Origin of the sequence: Ralstonia sp. Ralssp110 (genome assembly GCF_047325135.1) — a bacterium.
Lineage (GTDB): Bacteria > Pseudomonadota > Gammaproteobacteria > Burkholderiales > Burkholderiaceae > Ralstonia > Ralstonia mojiangensis.
In genome coordinates, this window is sequence record NZ_CP168610.1 from 509,912 (window position 1) to 525,322 (window position 15,411).

The window sequence follows — 15,411 nt, forward strand, 5'->3', positions numbered from 1 at the left end:
GGCCTACAATAGGGCCATCTCTCGCTCGCCCGCATCCCCATCCCGCATGTCCACCACCCAACCGTACGCGACCATGTCTGACGCGCTGCGCGACTGGCTGCAGCGTCACGTGACCGAAGGTTTCGAAGCCGAATCCCTGGTGGCGTCGATGGTGCAATCCGGTTACGACCGCGCCTTCGCGCGCCGTGTTGTTGATGAGGCGCTGACTGCTCGCGCTCCCGCCCCCGTGGTGGCGCCTGCGCCGACGCCGGCTGCCGATCAGGCGGTCGAAAACAGCAATGCCGTGCATACCGCCGATGGCGACATCCCGATCCTGTTTGCAATCGAGACGCCGCGCATCGTGCTGTTCCAGCACTTTCTGTCGGACCAGGAGTGTGACGAGCTGATCGCGATCGGGCGCAATCGCCTCAAGCGTTCGCCCGTCGTGAACCCCGATACGGGTGAGGAAAACCTGATCTCGGCCCGCACCAGCCAAGGCGGCATGTTCCAGGTGGGCGAGCATCCATTGATCGCCAAGATCGAGGCACGCATCGCACAGGCGGTGGGCGTGCCGGTGGAACACGGTGAAGGCTTCCAGGTCCTGAACTACCAGCCCGGTGGCGAATATCAACCGCACTTCGATTTCTTCAACCCGGGCCGCAGCGGCGAGGCGCGCCAGCTTGAAGTCGGCGGCCAGCGCGTGGCCACCATGGTCATCTACCTGAACAGCGTGCAGGCTGGTGGCGCGACGGGCTTTCCGAAGCTCGGGCTTGAGGTGGCGCCGGTCAAGGGCAACGCGGTCTTTTTCGTCTACAAGCGTCCCGACGGCACACTGGACGAAGACACGCTGCATGCCGGGCTGCCGGTCGAACGCGGTGAAAAATGGATCGCCACCAAATGGCTGCGTGAACGCCCATACCGTCGCGGCGCCTGATCGACGTTAGGCGATGGAATATACGTTCCTCTCCGCGACTGTCCTGCTGGTGCTGATCACCGATCCGCTCGGCAACATTCCCATCTTCATCTCGGCGCTGCGGCCGGTGGCGCCCGAGCGCCGCAACCGCGTTGTGCTGCGCGAGGTCGGTATTGCGTTCGTGCTGCTGCTCGTCTTCATGTTCTTCGGCGAGAGTTTCCTGCGCATGATGAGCCTGACCGACATGTCGCTGCAGATTGCAGGTGGCATCGTGCTGTTCCTCATCGCACTGCGGATGATCTTCCCGCGTGAGGGGGCTGCCGAGTCGCAGCCCACGGGCGAGCCCTTCATCGTGCCGCTGGCGATTCCGGCCATCGCGGGGCCGTCGGCGATGGCCACGGTGATGCTGCTGGTGTCACAGGCGCCCGGGCGCATGTGGACGTGGGTCGGCTCGCTATGCGCGACGATGGCCGTGTGCGCCGTGGTGCTGCTGAGCGCCACGCATATCCAGCGCCTCGTGGGTGAACGCACGGTGATGGCGTTCGAGCGCCTGATGGGGCTGATTCTGGTGGCGATCTCGGTGGAGATGCTGCTCAAGGGCATCCGCACGTTCGCGCACCAGCTTTGACTGCAGGGCGTGGGCAAATAAAAAGGGCGACACATTAGTCGCCCTTTTTTGTTTGCCGCGGTGCCGCCTCAGGTGTTCTTGAGCGCGCGGATGGTCGGCAGATTGCGCCAGTAGCCCTTGGCGTCCATGCCGCAGCCGAACACGTAGCGGTCCGGCACGTTGAAGCCGCAGAAGTCCGGGTACAGCGGCTTGGACTTGCTGAGCGTCTTCTCACACAGCACGGCGGAGTAGAACTCGGCGGCGCCCATGTCGATGATGCGCGAGCGGATGGCGGCCATCGTTTCGCCTTCGTCGAGGATATCGTCCAGCACCAGCACCGTACGGCCCTTGACCGACTCGCGCGGTGCCACCCGCCACTGCATCTCGCCGCCCACCGTCTTGTTGTTGTAGCGCGAGAGGTGGATGTAGTCGAACTCCAGCGGGAAAGCCAGCTTGGGCAGCAGCATGCCGGTAAAGACGGCTGCGCCGCCCATCACGGACAGCACCATCGGGAAGGTGTCGCCGATCTTCTCGGTGATCTGTTCGGCCATGCGGTCCAGCGAGCCGCGCACGGCGTCTTCGCTGACGATTTCTTCGGAGTTGGCCCAGAGTTCGCGGGCCTGTTCTGCGCTCAGCATCTTGTCAGTTCGGTGAAACGGTTCGGTGTGTGGATCAAAGGTGCGATTCAGGAAGGAGGGTAGCCCGCTCAGCGGCCGCCGAACATCCCCTTCATGCCGCCTTTCATGCCGCCCATGGCGCGCATCATCTTCATCATGCCGCCGCCTTTGAGCTTTTTCATCATGCCTTGCATCTGCTCGAATTGGTTGAGCAGACGGTTGACTTCCTGCACTTGCACGCCCGCACCGGCGGCAATCCGGCGCTTACGGCTCGCCTTGATGAGTTCGGGCTTGGCACGCTCGGCGGCCGTCATGCTGTTGATGATGCCTTCCATGCGGCGGACCTGCTTTTCCGCCTGGTCCATGTTGGCGCCCTGCGCCTGTTGCGCAAACTGTGCCGGCAGCTTGTCCATCAGGCTGCCCAGGCCGCCCATCTTCTTCATCTGGCCGATCTGCGCCTTGAAGTCTTCGAGGTCAAAGCCGCCGGTCTTCTTGATCTTGGCCGCAAGCTTCTGCGCCTCTTCCATGTCGACACCGCGCTGGGCTTCTTCCACCAGCGCAAGGATGTCGCCCATGCCCAGAATGCGCTGGGCCATGCGGTCGGGATAAAACGGCTCCAGCCCGTCGAGCTTTTCGGCCACACCGACGAACTTGATCGGCTTGCCCGTGATGTGACGTACCGACAGCGCCGCGCCACCGCGCGCATCCCCGTCGAGCTTGGTCAGCACCACGCCGGTCAACGGCAGGGTGTCGTTGAAGGCCTTGGCGGTGTTGACGGCATCCTGGCCGAGCATCGCGTCGACTACGAACAGCGTTTCAGCCGGCTTGAGCGTGGCGTGCAGCGCGGCGATCTCCTGCATCATCGCCTCGTCGATACCGAGGCGGCCGGCCGTATCGACGATCAGCACGTCGTGGTAGTGCTTCTTGGCCCAGTCGAGTGCTGCAGCGGCAATGTCCACCGGCTTCTGGTCCGGCTGAGAGGGGAAGAAGTCCGCGCCGACCTGCTCGGAAACAGTCTTCAACTGCGCGATGGCGGCGGGGCGATACACGTCGCACGACACCGTCAGCACTTTCTTCTTCTTGTTCTCTTTGAGCCACTTGGCGAGCTTGCCGACCGTGGTGGTCTTACCCGCGCCCTGCAGACCGGCCATGAGGATGATCGCGGGCGGCGTGACGTTGAGGTTCAGCTCCGCCGCGCGGCCGCCCATGATGTTGCTGCCGACGCCTTCCAGCGCTTCCTGGCCGCCGATGATGGCCGTCAGTTCGCGCTGCACGATGCCGACCAGCGCCTGGCCAGGCGAAAGGCTCGTGATGACGTCTTCGCCGAGCGCTTTTTCCTTGACGCGGGCAATGAACTCGCGCACGACCGGCAGCGCCACGTCGGCTTCGAGCAGTGCCAGGCGGACTTCGCGCAGCATCTCGGCGGTGTTGGCTTCGGTCAGGCGCGCTTCGCCGCGCATGGTCTTGACCACGCGCGCGAGCCGTTGGGTCAGGTTATCCAGCATGACAGTGACAGAGATCCGGAATTGGGGACGGGATGAAGAGGAGGCCGGCGCGCGTTTGGTTTGCACCGGCAGGGAATGTGCTTAATGCGCGCATGTTGCGTTGCCGCCCAACGAGGCTTTCGACGGGGGGGCGGGCCCCAGCCAAAACCGGGGTGCGCTGCGGTAAACTGTGCAAATGGCAATTGTACTGTATGCGCTGACGGCGCTTCTCTACGGCATCCTCGCTTCGGTAGCGTGGGCGCGACGCGGTGGACTGGGTGCCCAGGCCCCGGCGGGAGCCATGGCGGCAGGCGGTCAATCGCCGGGTGCCACGGTGCTCGTTCCGCCGCCTCCGGGCGCTGCCGACACTGTCCCGGCCTGGTGGCGCTGGGGTTTGCTGGCCGCCTTGATCGCACACGGGTTCCTGCTGCACGAGACGATCTTCCCGGCCAGCGCCATGGTATTTGGCTTTGCCTATGCTCTGTCGGCCATGCTTTGGCTGGGCGTGGGCATTTTCTGGATCGAAAGCCTCTTCTTCTCACTGGCCGGCCTCGGCCTGCTGGTGATGCCGGTGGCGCTGGTCGGAAGCCTGCTGCCGGTGGCCTTCCCCGGCACGCAAATTCTCGGCTATGCGGCCAGCCCGCTGTTCAAGCTGCACTTCGCTATTGCCAACGTCGCCTACGGGCTGTTCACGCTGGCGGCATTCCACGCGATCCTCATGCTGGCTGCAGAGCGTCGCCTGCACACCATCAATCGCCCGGAGGCAAGCTGGTTCAGTCGCTGGCTGGATCTGCTGCCGCCGTTGCTCACGCTCGAAAAACTGCTGTTCCGCCTGATCGGCGCGGGCTTCGTGCTCTTGACGCTGACGATTGCCTCGGGCGTGCTGTTCTCCGAACAGCTGTTCCACAGCGCCTTCCATTTCGATCACAAGAACATCTTTGCCGTGCTGTCCTGGGCGATGTTCGGTGGCATCCTGATCGGCCGACGTTTTCGCGGCTGGCGCGGACGTGTGGCGCTTCGCTGGGTGATGGCGTCCTTTGCGATCCTGCTGCTGGCGTACGTGGGCAGCCGCTTCGTGCTCGAAGTCATCCTGCATCGCGCCTAGTGCGCCCCTGGCGCCTGCGCTGTTACTTGTCCTTGTCTGTTCCCCATGTCCCGTCCTGTCCTGCTGATCCTGATGCTGCTCGCCGGCTGGTGGTGGTTGAGCCGCCTCGGGACGCGTTCCTCCCGCTCTTCGGGGCAGGGCCAGACAGCCTCGCGCGGGCAGGGCGCGCCCAATCGCACTCCTGAGCCCAAGGTTTCGCAACCCATCGAGCAATGTGCCGTGTGCGGCGTGCATGCACCGCGCACCGGCATGATCGCGCTGCCGGGCGGCCGCTATCGCTGCCCCGAGCATGCTGACCGGGGCAACACATGACACCCGAAGCGTCGGGGGTCGCGCGGGCAACGCCGTCCGCCGCGCGCAGCCTGCTCTCGCGCCTGAACGCCTGGCGCGCAATCCGATCGGTCTGGCTGGAGCCCGATCCGCCTGAATTCCAGTGGCGCCTGCTGCGCTATTTCGCCTTCAGCCGCGCAGCCGTGGCGCTGGTGCTGTTGCTATTCGTGATGGTGCCGCGCGAGCACAACGACGCAGTCGGCCTGCCCAATAGCGACGCCCTGCTCAGTCTGACGCTGCCGTATCTGGCGATGGCCCTGTTGATTCTGGCGGCGGCCGGCTGGTGGCGCACGCGATTCCAATTCCGCGTGCGGCTGGACGTGGTGCTCGATCTGCTGTTCCTGGGGCTGGCGTATGCCACGCTCTCGCGCCTGTCGGCCAGCGTGGCGATGGTGCTGCTGGTGCCTGTGCTGGCCGCCGGCGCGCTCACCAGCCTGCTGTTTGCGCTGTTCACGGCGGCCGTGGCCTCGATCGTGGTGCTGGCCGATCCGTTCCTGCAGATGATGAGCGACGGCGTGATTGCGCCGGGGCTGGCATCTGCCGGGCTGTACGGCCTGGTCTACATGATGGCCGCGTCGACGATGTACGGCCTGTCGCATCGTCAGATTGCGCAGGAACGTTTGACGATGGCCCGCGAGCGCGAGTTGCGCCTGCAACAGCTCGTCAACCGCCTGATGGTCTACGACATGCAGGACGGCGTGATGCTGGTGCGTGCCGACGGCCGTGTCGTTGCCGCCAACCCGGCCGCAGCCATGCTGCTGGGCGTGCCGCAGAGCGCGTTTGTCGGCAGCGGTGCGATGCTGTTTGACTTGAAGGACGTGCCACACCTGCGCCCGCTGCTCGAAACGCTGCGCCAGTGGCTGCGCCGCAAGAGCCGTCCCTCCGATGGCACCGGCGACGACGACGCACCGCGCATCCTCGACCTGCTGCCCATCGCCTCGGGTGGCCGGACTGGCCGCGCCATGTTGAGCGCCCGCCTGCGCCTGCGCTTCATCCTGCCGAGCCTGGCCAACCTGCGCAGTGTCTATATGGATAGCCTTGTCAGCTCGATCGGCCTGAGCTTGTTGGGCGAGGGCGCCGAGATGCGTCCGCGCATTCCATCGGCCGAGGCCATCCCGCAGGGCTGGTCGGCGGATGACGAAGTGTTTCTGCGTCACGAGCTGCATGACACCGTGCTCGTCCATGTGGAAAGCTGGGAGCGTGTGGCGGAGCAGGCCCAGCAGGAAAAGCTGGCCTCGATGGGGCGGCTGGTGGCCAGCGTCGCGCACCAGATCCGCAACCCGCTGGCCGCGATCAGCCAAGCCGCGGAACTGCTGGACGATCCGGGCGACGGCCAGGATGGCGGCGCACACGTGCGCCCGGAAAGCTCCGGCGTGGAGACCCGCCTGCTGCGCATCATCCGTGACAACGTGCGCCGGCTCGACCAGGTGGTTGCCGACGTGCTGATGCTCTCGCGCCGCCCGCGTGGCGAACGCGTGCGCGTGCAACTGGCGCAGGTACTGCCCGAAGTTGTGGAGCGCTGGCGTGCCGAGGCCCTGCGCCGCGCAGGTGAAGCAACCGAGATCAACCCGAACCTCGTGCGCGTGGCGGTTGACCTGGACAAGCCCGTGCTGTTCGACCCGGCGCAGTTGCAGCAGGTGGTGGGCAACATGCTCGACAACGCGCTGCGCTATTGCCGCCGCGTGCCGGGCTCGATCCAGCTGGCAGCCTACGCGCTGGACGACACCCACGCCGAACTCGTGATCTGGAACGACGGCCCGGAAGTGCCGACCGAGCAGCAACGCAGCCTGTTCGAGCCGTTCTTCACGAATGACGCCCAAGGCACTGGCCTGGGCCTCTACATGGCGCGCGAGTTGTGTAGCGCCAACGATGCGCAGATCCGTTACGGCGCCATCGCACTGGAATCCTTGCTCGATCGCACCGGAGCGTTGACCATGGAGGCGCGCGACACGTTGCCGCGCCGCGCCTTCGTCATCACCCTGATGTTTGACCAACCGACCGTGCCGATCGCGGAATGATCCGCTGGCCGCGAATTTCTGCCGACCTTCTGCTGATCCATGTCCAAAGCCGCCATCGTTCGCGAACCCATTCTCGTCGTCGATGACGAAGCCGACCTGCGCGAGCTGCTGGAGATTTCCCTGCGCCGCATGGGGCACGACGTCGTGCTCGCCAGCGGGTTGGCAGAAGCGCGCGAGGCGCTCTCCCGCCAGCGCTTCGCACTCGTGCTGACCGACATGCGCCTGGGCGATGGCCTGGGCATTGAACTCGTGCGCCAGCTTTCTGCCACGGCAGATCGCACGCCTGTGGCCGTCATCACCGCTTATGGCAGCGCCGAGAACGCGGTCGAAGCGCTCAAGGCCGGTGCGTTCGATTACATCGCCAAGCCGCTCTCGCTGGACCAGTTGCGCAGCCTTGTACTCAACGCACTGGGGCGTCAGCAGCGCGATCCCGATCCCGGTAATGCCGACCTGGCTGAACGCACCAACGACCTGCTGCCCGGCCATTCCGCCGCCATGCAGGAAGTGCGCCGTTCGCTGATGCGCCTGGCGCGCAGCATGGCGCCGGTGGTGATCAGCGGTGAATCCGGCAGCGGCAAGGAACGTGCGGCGCGTGCCGTGCATGCGCTGTCTGCGCGTGCATCGCGGCCGTTCGTGGCGGTCAACTGCGGTGCGATTCCCGAGAACCTGATGGAAGCCGAGTTTTTCGGCTACGTGAAAGGCGCTTTTACCGGCGCCGACAGCGATCGCCAGGGTTTCTTCCAGGCGGCCAATGGCGGCACGCTCATGCTCGATGAGGTGGCCGACCTGCCGCTCACGATGCAGGTGAAATTGCTGCGCGCGTTGCAGGAGCGCCGCGTGCGCAAGATCGGCGAGAGCCGCGAAGACCCGGTCGACGTGCGCGTCGTTTGCGCCAGCCACCAGAACCTTGCGCGGTTGGTGGCCGCTGGCCGTTTCCGCGAAGACTTGTTCTACCGCCTGAACGTGCTGGAGCTGCGCATGCCCACGCTGCGCGAGCGGGGCGAAGACGTGCCCGTGCTGGCCGGCGTGCTGCTCGAACAGCTCGCCAGCCGCTACGGCGATCCGCGCCCCAAACGCCTGACGCGTCCGGCACTGCAGCAACTGTGCGCGTACCCGTTCCCGGGCAACGTGCGCGAGCTGGAGAACCTGCTGGAACGCGCCTACGCCTTTGCGGAAGGCGAGTCGATCGACGTGGATGACCTTGGCGCGCTGGGCGCCGAGATCGAGCGCTCGCCGCTGTTCCACCGCACGCGCGAGGCGCAGGCTGCCGCAGCGGCCCATCACCCGATGTCGCCGCCGATGACGAGCTGGCCTGATGCCGTCTACATGCCGGCGGCCGTGCCTAGCCCCATGGGGATGCCGCAACCGATGGCGCAGCCCGAGCCGGCCCCCGTAGCGCAGCCGGCGGAGCCGTCGCTGCCGAGCGTGGCATTGCCGATCGATCTGCCGGCCTATCTGGAGTCGGTTGAGCGCAACGTGATCCTGGCCGCCCTGGACCAGACGGGCTTCAACCGCACAGCAGCGGCCAAGCTGCTCGGATTGTCGTTCCGCCAGTTGCGCTATCGCATGCAGCAACTTGGCATTCGTGACCCGCGGGACATTGAAGCGCCTGGCAGCGTGGGCGAACCTGCCGGAAATGGGCTGAACGGCGATGCCTGATCGGGTGCATATCGGTGTTGACGGATGGGTCGATGGCGCGCGCCGGCATCCGTCGCCGAATATCGACGCGCGGCCCGAAGGCATGCCGATCGACCTGATCGTGCTGCACAACATCAGCCTGCCGCCTGCGCAGACCGCCGCCGATTTCGGCACCGAGCATGTGCTCGACTTTTTCACCAACACGCTCGACTGCGACGCGCATCCGTACTTCGATCAGTTGCGCGGCGTGCGTGTATCGGCGCATTTCTTCATCCGTCGCACAGGAGAGTGCGTGCAGTTCGCGCCGTGCGACGCGCGCGCGTGGCATGCCGGTGCGTCGGACTTTTTCGGCCGAACGCGCTGCAACGATTTCTCGATCGGCATCGAAATCGAGGGCACCGACGATCTGCCCTTCACGCCCGAGCAGTACGCCGCCACGGCGTCGCTGGTGCGGGCGATCTGCGCGGCGTATCCCATTACGGCGATTGCCGGGCACTCGGACATTGCACCGGGCCGGAAGACCGATCCAGGGCCGCATTTCGACTGGGCGCACCTGCGGGCGCTCGGCGGGTTCAACGCGGCGTTGTTTCCGTATCAGCACGCGCTCTGACGCGACAACCCCCTGACGTCTCACGGTCTGCAGCTCACGTGCGAGGGCAAAACCGTGGAGTGTCACCCTCCAAGACTCAGGCACGAGGGTGAAACTATGGAACGCCAATGTCCAGGCAGTGAATCGCCCCGGCCCCAGTAGACACCTGTGAGCCTCAAACTAGAGGTTAGACAGGAGGTGCGATGAGTGCACAGAGATACACCGAAGAATTCAGGGTCGAGGCGGTCAATCAGGTCGTGGATAGAGGCCACAGCGTGGCCGAGGTCGCGCAGCGGTTAGGCGTGAGCCAGCACAGCCTGTACCAGTGGATCAAACAGCGACGCCAGCCCGTGGCAGAGCCGCAAGGGCAGGTATCGCAATCCGAGGAGGTGCGCCGGCTCAAGGCTGAACTCAAGCGGGTGACCGAGGAGCGCGACATCCTAAAAAAGGCCGCAGCGTACTTTGCCAAGCAATCCGGGTGAGGTACGCCTTCATCAAGGCGCACGCGGGTCAATACAGCGTGCGCCGTCTGTGCAAAGCGATGGCGGTGCATCCCAGCGGTTATTACGCCTGGCAGGCGCAGCCCTTGAGCCCGCGTGCGAGGGACGACCAGCGCCTGCTTGGCCTGCTCAAGCAGGCGTGGTTCGAGAGCGGCGGGGTCTATGGCTATCGCAAGCTCACCCTGGACATGCGCGACTTGGGTGAGCGCTGCGGCAAGCACCGCGTGGCGAGGCTGCTCAAGGCCGAGGGGCTGCGTTCGCAATCGGGCTACCGGCGGCGTCCGGCGAGGTGGGCCGGCAAGCCGGCGGTGGTCGCGCCCAACCACTTGCAACGGCGATTCACGGTCGACGGCCCGAATCAGTCCTGGGTGACCGATATCACCTATATCCGCACACACGAAGGCTGGCTGTATCTGAGCGTGGTCATCGATCTCTGGTCGCGCATGGTCGTGGGCTGGTCCATGGGGCAGCGCATCGATACCCAGTTGGCGTTGGATGCCTTGCTGATGGCGCTATGGCGGCGGCGCCCGCACCAGCAGGTTCTGATTCACTCCGATCAGGGGTGCCAGTTCACCGGCCACACCTGGCAAAGCTTCCTGCGCGAGCACAACCTGCTGTGCAGCATGAGCCGGCGCGGCAACTGCCACGACAACGCAGTGGCGGAGAGCTTCTTCCAGTTACTCAAACGCGAGCGGGTGCGCCGGCAGATCTATGCCACCCGGCAGGAGGCCAAGTCCGATGTCTTCAACTACATCGAGATGTTTTACAACCCAACACGGCGCCATTCGAGCGCCAACGGTCTATCACCGGTAGAGTTCGAACAACGCCATTCCCAACGGCTCGCGGGTGTCTAGGAAAGTCGGGGCGATTCATCCCCTGTTTGAGGCTCGCGCATGACGGTCGAACCTCAGAACACGGCGGTCGGGGCCCCAGGGCGCGCAGATAAAGGTCTCGAACGTCACGATGAGAGGCTCAAGCGTCGGGGGTGAAACCGTGGCGTTCGACCCTTCAACGCCGGCACGCCGCAAGTCACTCCCTGCGGACGACGAAACGCAAGCGGGCAGCCTCCTTTCGAAGGCCGCCCGCGTTTTCCCCTGTCGATCTTTCTACTTCAGCGCGCTGCCTCAGGTCCCCATCGCCGGGTCGGACACGCCGTCCTTGCCCGTTTCCATGCGACCGGCAAAGCGCCGCGTGAAGCCGCCTTGCGGCACCGTCACCGTAAAGTCGTACCAGTTGCCCTGGCGCGCGATCGGCCAGTGCTGGTCGAGCTGCTTGCCGGCCGGGATGTCGAACGTCCACGGGCCGTCGGTGCGGTAGGCGTTGGGTTTGACGGTGAAGGTGCAGCCAGCGGTGCCGGTGTTCATCATCGTGACGTAGACCTCGGCGTTGGCCAGGTCGTAGCACACGCGGATTTCCGGCGCGCTCGAACCCGCTGCCGACACGGCACTTACATCGCCCGAGAACGCGCGGTGGAAGCCGTTGGGGCCGAGCACCCACAGGTCGTACTTGCCCTTGTCGGCGGTGAACACGTCCCACGCATCGTCGAGCATCTTGCCGGGCTCGACCGCATAGCGGCGCGGCACGCGGTCCAGATGCAGGCGGTCGTACACGTGGAAGACGGCGGCGGCCGTGCCGGTGTTGCTGAAGATCAGGCGCAGCGCGCGGTTGGTGGCGTCTTCGCGCGCGCTGACGTGCAGCTCGTACGGCAGCGCGCGCGAGGGGCGGGTGCCGGTGGCTTGTGTCGGCATCTGCTGCGCCGTAACGGAGGGCAGGGGCACCTGCGGCTTCAATCCTTGCGCGGTGCGGATGGAGTCGGCCGTTGCCTTGTCGCGGCTGGGCAGCGTCGGCAGCGTCTCGTTGTTCGGGTTGACGAAGTTGAAGGCGCTGGTCAGGTCGCCCAGCACCGCGCGACGGTATGCACTGATGTTCGGCTCCTTGACGTTGAAGCGCAGCTCCAGGAAGCGCAGCACCGAGGTGTGGTCGAACGCCTGCGAGTTGACCCAGCCGCCGCGGCTCCACGGCGAAACGATGTACATCGGCACGCGCGGGCCGGGGCCATAGGGGTGTTGGTCCGTGTGGTATTCGCCGGCCGTGCTGACCGTCGATTTGCCGGCCAGCACGCCGTTGTCATAGGCGGGGGCTGCGGGCGGCGGCGCGTGGTCGAAGAAGCCGTCGTTTTCATCGAAGTTGATGAACAGCACGGTCTTGCTCCACACGGCCGGGTTGGCGGTGAGTGCGTTGAGCACTTCCTGCGTGTACCACGCGCCCTGCACGGGGCTCGACGGACCGGGGTGCTCGGAATACGTGGCCGGTGCCACGATCCACGACACCTGCGGCAGAAGGCCCGCGGCGATGTCGTCCTTCAGCGCTTGCAGGAATCCGCCGTCGGGCATGGTGTTGCCGACACCTTTGATGAGCGGGCTGACGGTCTCGTCGGCCGGTGTGTACGGCGGGAACGGGCTGCCGTCGGCCAGGTTGCCGCGCGCGGCGTTGGCGTCGCGGTACGCCTTGAAGCCGGCGAGCGGGTTGTCGGTGAAGTTGTCCGGCATGTTCTGGTAGACCTTCCACGACACGCCGGCCGTTTGCAGGCGCTCGGGGTAGGTCGTCCAGTTGTACGTGACGCCGGCGTCGAGGTGGTCGCCGCTGTTGTCGATGACCGGGCCGCCCGCAGCGCCGGTCGGGTCGTTCGTGCCCGTCCAGTGGAACAGGCGGTTGGTGTTGGTGCCGCCGTGGAACGAGCAGTGGTACGCATCGCACAGCGTGAAGGCGTTGGCCAGCGCGAACTGGAAGTCCAGCTCGGCCTGCTTGTAGTAGCCCATCGACTGCGTCTGCTTGTAGGTCGGCCACTTGCTCATGCGGCCGAGGTCCCATGCGTTTTGAGCATCGGGGTAGCTGTGCGGCGTGCCCGAGACGCGCTGCGCGTTGCCGGCGCTGCTGTCGAGGTAATACGGCAGCACCGTGCGGCTCGGCCCGCCGCTTGGCACGTAGGTCTGCTGCCAGACGTTCAGCCCGCCGGCCAGCGGGATGGGGAAGCGGTCGCCAAAGCCGCGCACACCTTGCAGCGTGCCGAAGTAGTTGTCGAACGAGCGGTTCTCCTGCATCAGGATCACCACGTGTTCAACGTCACGCATCGTGCCGGTGGCGTTGTTGGCGGGAATCGCCAGCGCACGGCGGATCGACGGCGGGAAGGCGGCGAGCGCAGCGGCGGAAATCGCGCCCGTGCTGGCCATCTTGAGGAAGTTGCGGCGGCTGCCGTTGTTGGCGTGGTTCGTGTCGGAAGTCATGTCGGTCTCAAACGCAAGTCGATGGGAAGCCGCGCGTTACGGAGCGCAGTGCAGGGTCGGCTTGTTGGCCGGCGGCTGGCCGGGTTGATCGGGCTGGGCGGCGCCGGGGCCAGTGCTCGGCGTGCCGTCGTTCGAATCGCCGCCGCAGGCCGACAACGACAAGGTGGCGGCGCACAGCAGCACGGCGGCCAGCCAGTGCGGCCGCGCGAGAGGGTTGATGAAAGGCTTCATGAGCGGTCTCGTTTGGGTTGGGGGAGGGGATCAGGGGTTCAGCGTCGACAGCGGCTGGTGCGAGCCGTTGATCGTCTTGAGTTCGTCCAGCGTCAGCCGGCGCGTCCACATGGCGAGGTCGTCGTAGGCCATCACGCCCTTGAGCGAGCCCGGGTTGTTGGGCACGTAGTTGTGCGTGGCGTCGTCGTTCAGGCCCCAGACCTTGGTGGCCAGGCCATTGAGCTTGGTGACGTCGGTATTGGCGATGGCCTTGTCTTCCACCTTCTGCACGCCGAGCACCGGGTCGAGGATGTAAGCGCTGAAGCGCTTGGCCTGCGTGTCGACCGATAGGGCGAGATACGCCCACTGGTTGGCGCTGAACTTCATGCCCTGGATGTCGTCGCGCTTGCCGCCGCTGCCCAGGTTGAAGCGCACTTCGCAGCCGCCCCACAATCCGATGGCGATGCCCGCATTGGAGCCGGAGTAGTAATCCTTGTTGGCGAGGATCGGCTCGCCGGTGCCATTGCCCTGTGTGCAATCCGACTTGAACCAGAAGCCGATGGTGAATTGCTGACTTAGCGCGATGTCGGCGCCGTTCTGCGTGAGCTTGTAGGCGTCGATGCGCGAATCGACCGAGAGGGCCGTGCCGCCAAACGGATCGGCCGTTGCGGAGCCGCCGTCGGTGCCGGCCACCCAGGGGCCGATCGTCGAACTGGCTTTGCGGTCGGAGGGCGGCAGCGGATCGAAGCTGTAATACGTGGCCAGGCCGTTGGTGAGCGACGTCGCCAGCGGCGTCGGCGCAACGTAGGCGATCTGCGCAAGCATCGACACCGGCACGTTGTTGCGCACCAGCGTGTAGTTGATGCGGTAGATGCCGCTTGCGGTGGCGATGTTGCTGTCGGTGAACTGCGTGGCCGTGGCGGGCAGTGTGGCGACCTGCTTGCCGTCGCGCAGCACGGTGATGGGGCCGCTCGCTGCTGTCGGGTTTTGCCAGTTCAGCACCAGCGATGCGCTGTACGCGCCCACAGTGCTCTGGACGTTGCGCACGCCGATCGCGTTGGCGGTGAGCGCCGCACCATCCAACTTGTGGGCGGTAGCCGGCACGGCGGCGTTCAATTGCGCCAGCACGGTCGGCACGATGTCAGCCTCGCTCGGCAGGGCCGCCAGCGTGGCTTCCGACGTGGGCGCGGCCATGCCGTTCTTGCCGAGCACCGGATTGACGCTCTTGTTCAGCGCGATGAACGCGGTGCGGTTTTCCAGCGTCGGCGCCGACGTGGTGGCGCCTGTGGCGTCCAGGCCGTGGCTGGTGGTGACGACAACGAGCCAGTCTTCGTTCGGGTTGGCGGTGCGGCGCTGGGCGATGGCGGCTTGCAACGTGCCCAGCGCCTGATCGACGTTGGCCAGCGCAGCCGCGTACGCATCGCTTTGCAGGCCCGAGGCCAGCGCGGCGGCTGCCGGCGCTGTGTATTGCGCGAAGACGACGTCGTAACCCGACTGCACCAGCTTCACGCTGTTCTGCGTCACGCAGGTGTCCACCTGGGCGCAATCGACGAGCGTGTCGAGATTGCCGGCTTGCTGATCCGCCTTGAGCAGCGCTGGCAGCGTGGCCGAGCTGACGGCGGCGCCGAGCCGTTGCGTGGTGCCGGCCGCCTTGGCTGCGCTGCGCGCATAGCTGAAGACACTCGGGGCGGCCAAGGTGGTGACGGTGTCATCCGTCACGCTGTGGCGGTTCTGCCAAGTGCCGGTCAGCACGGTGGCCCAGCTTGGCGTGTCCAGCGGCGGCTGGGCGGTGGTGGTGCCCAGCGTGCCGCCCGTCGAAGCCGGCATCACCGCCAGGGCGCCCAGGTTCGGCAGGCTGCGCTGCAGGAGCGCGCTCTGCACCTGCGCATAGGTGGCACCGTCTACGCCGACCACCAGCACTTTCTTGCTGGCGCTGGTGGTGGGCGCGTCCGTGCTGCCCTGGTTGGCGATGGGGCTGCTGTCGCTACCGCCGCATGCGGTCAATGCGGTCGCCAGCGTCGTGGCGACGGTGGTGCTCAGCGCGGCCGTCAGCAGGCGGCGCGCGGGGTGATTCCAAGCCATGTCGATTTCCTCGGTCGTTGTACGCAGCGATGTGTTGCCGCTGTGATTGCGCTCC

General features: G+C 65.9%; 13 protein-coding genes. 8 read left to right on the forward strand and 5 right to left on the reverse strand.

What is annotated here, in order from left to right; translation table 11 throughout:
- Positions 1 to 46 precede the first annotated feature (46 nt).
- Entirely contained in the window at positions 47 to 913 is an 867-nt protein-coding gene (locus ACEN9T_RS11100) for a 2OG-Fe(II) oxygenase (protein WP_102066860.1), read from the forward strand.
- Between the two features lie 13 nt (positions 914 to 926).
- Positions 927 to 1,520: a MarC family protein gene (locus ACEN9T_RS11105; protein ID WP_012436452.1), complete on the forward strand. Its 594-nt coding sequence runs from the start codon at positions 927 to 929 to the stop codon at positions 1,518 to 1,520.
- A 68-nt stretch (positions 1,521 to 1,588) separates the two neighbouring features.
- Here ACEN9T_RS11105 and ACEN9T_RS11110 read toward each other — a convergent pair whose 3' ends face one another.
- Both ACEN9T_RS11110 and ffh read right to left on the reverse strand, forming a co-directional pair.
- A complete protein-coding gene (locus tag ACEN9T_RS11110) occupies positions 1,589 to 2,137 on the reverse strand; it encodes a hypoxanthine-guanine phosphoribosyltransferase (protein ID WP_024979154.1) in 549 nt (182 codons plus the stop codon).
- 68 nt (positions 2,138 to 2,205) lie between these two features.
- Complete coding sequence (gene ffh / locus ACEN9T_RS11115) at positions 2,206 to 3,621, reverse strand: signal recognition particle protein (RefSeq protein ID WP_413707735.1); 1,416 nt, start codon at positions 3,619 to 3,621, stop codon at positions 2,206 to 2,208.
- A gap of 175 nt (positions 3,622 to 3,796) precedes the next feature.
- Between ffh and ACEN9T_RS11120 the strand changes: the two genes are divergently transcribed.
- The 6 genes from ACEN9T_RS11120 (at position 3,797) to ACEN9T_RS11145 (ending at position 10,634) form a co-directional block, all read left to right on the forward strand.
- Complete coding sequence (locus ACEN9T_RS11120) at positions 3,797 to 4,705, forward strand: inner membrane protein YpjD (RefSeq protein WP_092972381.1); 909 nt, start codon at positions 3,797 to 3,799, stop codon at positions 4,703 to 4,705.
- A 45-nt stretch (positions 4,706 to 4,750) separates the two neighbouring features.
- A complete protein-coding gene (locus tag ACEN9T_RS11125; protein WP_413707736.1) occupies positions 4,751 to 5,017 on the forward strand; it encodes a hypothetical protein in 267 nt (88 codons plus the stop codon).
- Entirely contained in the window at positions 5,014 to 7,053 is a 2,040-nt protein-coding gene (locus ACEN9T_RS11130) for an ATP-binding protein (protein WP_092972383.1), read from the forward strand. Before ACEN9T_RS11125 ends, ACEN9T_RS11130 begins: the two co-directional genes overlap by 4 nt.
- Before the next feature lie 39 nt (positions 7,054 to 7,092).
- Positions 7,093 to 8,712 (forward strand): sigma-54-dependent transcriptional regulator, encoded by a 1,620-nt coding sequence (locus ACEN9T_RS11135; protein WP_092972384.1) that lies wholly within the window; start codon positions 7,093 to 7,095, stop codon positions 8,710 to 8,712.
- A complete protein-coding gene (gene ampD / locus ACEN9T_RS11140) occupies positions 8,705 to 9,301 on the forward strand; it encodes a 1,6-anhydro-N-acetylmuramyl-L-alanine amidase AmpD (protein WP_092972385.1) in 597 nt (198 codons plus the stop codon). The genes ACEN9T_RS11135 and ampD overlap by 8 nt, the downstream gene beginning before the upstream one ends.
- Before the next feature lie 182 nt (positions 9,302 to 9,483).
- Positions 9,484 to 10,634 (forward strand): IS3 family transposase gene (locus ACEN9T_RS11145; RefSeq protein ID WP_413706277.1). Its coding sequence is split into 2 segments (ribosomal slippage): positions 9,484 to 9,730 and positions 9,730 to 10,634, totalling 1,152 coding nucleotides; the frame shifts between segments, so codons are not numbered across the junction.
- A 270-nt stretch (positions 10,635 to 10,904) separates the two neighbouring features.
- On the opposite strand, the gene ACEN9T_RS11150 is transcribed toward ACEN9T_RS11145, so the two are convergent.
- From ACEN9T_RS11150 to ACEN9T_RS11160, 3 genes are read right to left on the reverse strand one after another with little or no spacing between them, the layout of a single operon-like run.
- On the reverse strand, positions 10,905 to 13,064 hold the full coding sequence (locus ACEN9T_RS11150; RefSeq protein ID WP_413707737.1) for a phosphocholine-specific phospholipase C: 2,160 nt from the start codon (positions 13,062 to 13,064) through the stop codon (positions 10,905 to 10,907).
- Between the two features lie 36 nt (positions 13,065 to 13,100).
- Positions 13,101 to 13,295, reverse strand: a complete 195-nt coding sequence (locus ACEN9T_RS11155; RefSeq protein ID WP_092972387.1) for a hypothetical protein — start codon at positions 13,293 to 13,295, stop codon at positions 13,101 to 13,103.
- A gap of 30 nt (positions 13,296 to 13,325) precedes the next feature.
- Complete coding sequence (locus ACEN9T_RS11160) at positions 13,326 to 15,356, reverse strand: alkaline phosphatase family protein (protein WP_413707738.1); 2,031 nt, start codon at positions 15,354 to 15,356, stop codon at positions 13,326 to 13,328.
- Between the last annotated feature and the right edge of the window lie 55 nt (positions 15,357 to 15,411).

Coding starts and splice junctions, on each gene's coding strand:
- ACEN9T_RS11100 (WP_102066860.1), top strand. CDS start 47: ATGTCCACCACCCAACCGTACGCGACCATGTCTGACGCGCTGCGCGAC.
- ACEN9T_RS11105 (WP_012436452.1), top strand. CDS start 927: ATGGAATATACGTTCCTCTCCGCGACTGTCCTGCTGGTGCTGATCACC.
- ACEN9T_RS11110 (WP_024979154.1), bottom strand. CDS start 2,137: ATGCTGAGCGCAGAACAGGCCCGCGAACTCTGGGCCAACTCCGAAGAA.
- ffh (WP_413707735.1), bottom strand. CDS start 3,621: ATGCTGGATAACCTGACCCAACGGCTCGCGCGCGTGGTCAAGACCATG.
- ACEN9T_RS11120 (WP_092972381.1), top strand. CDS start 3,797: ATGGCAATTGTACTGTATGCGCTGACGGCGCTTCTCTACGGCATCCTC.
- ACEN9T_RS11125 (WP_413707736.1), top strand. CDS start 4,751: ATGTCCCGTCCTGTCCTGCTGATCCTGATGCTGCTCGCCGGCTGGTGG.
- ACEN9T_RS11130 (WP_092972383.1), top strand. CDS start 5,014: ATGACACCCGAAGCGTCGGGGGTCGCGCGGGCAACGCCGTCCGCCGCG.
- ACEN9T_RS11135 (WP_092972384.1), top strand. CDS start 7,093: ATGTCCAAAGCCGCCATCGTTCGCGAACCCATTCTCGTCGTCGATGAC.
- ampD (WP_092972385.1), top strand. CDS start 8,705: ATGCCTGATCGGGTGCATATCGGTGTTGACGGATGGGTCGATGGCGCG.
- ACEN9T_RS11150 (WP_413707737.1), bottom strand. CDS start 13,064: ATGACTTCCGACACGAACCACGCCAACAACGGCAGCCGCCGCAACTTC.
- ACEN9T_RS11155 (WP_092972387.1), bottom strand. CDS start 13,295: ATGAAGCCTTTCATCAACCCTCTCGCGCGGCCGCACTGGCTGGCCGCC.
- ACEN9T_RS11160 (WP_413707738.1), bottom strand. CDS start 15,356: ATGGCTTGGAATCACCCCGCGCGCCGCCTGCTGACGGCCGCGCTGAGC.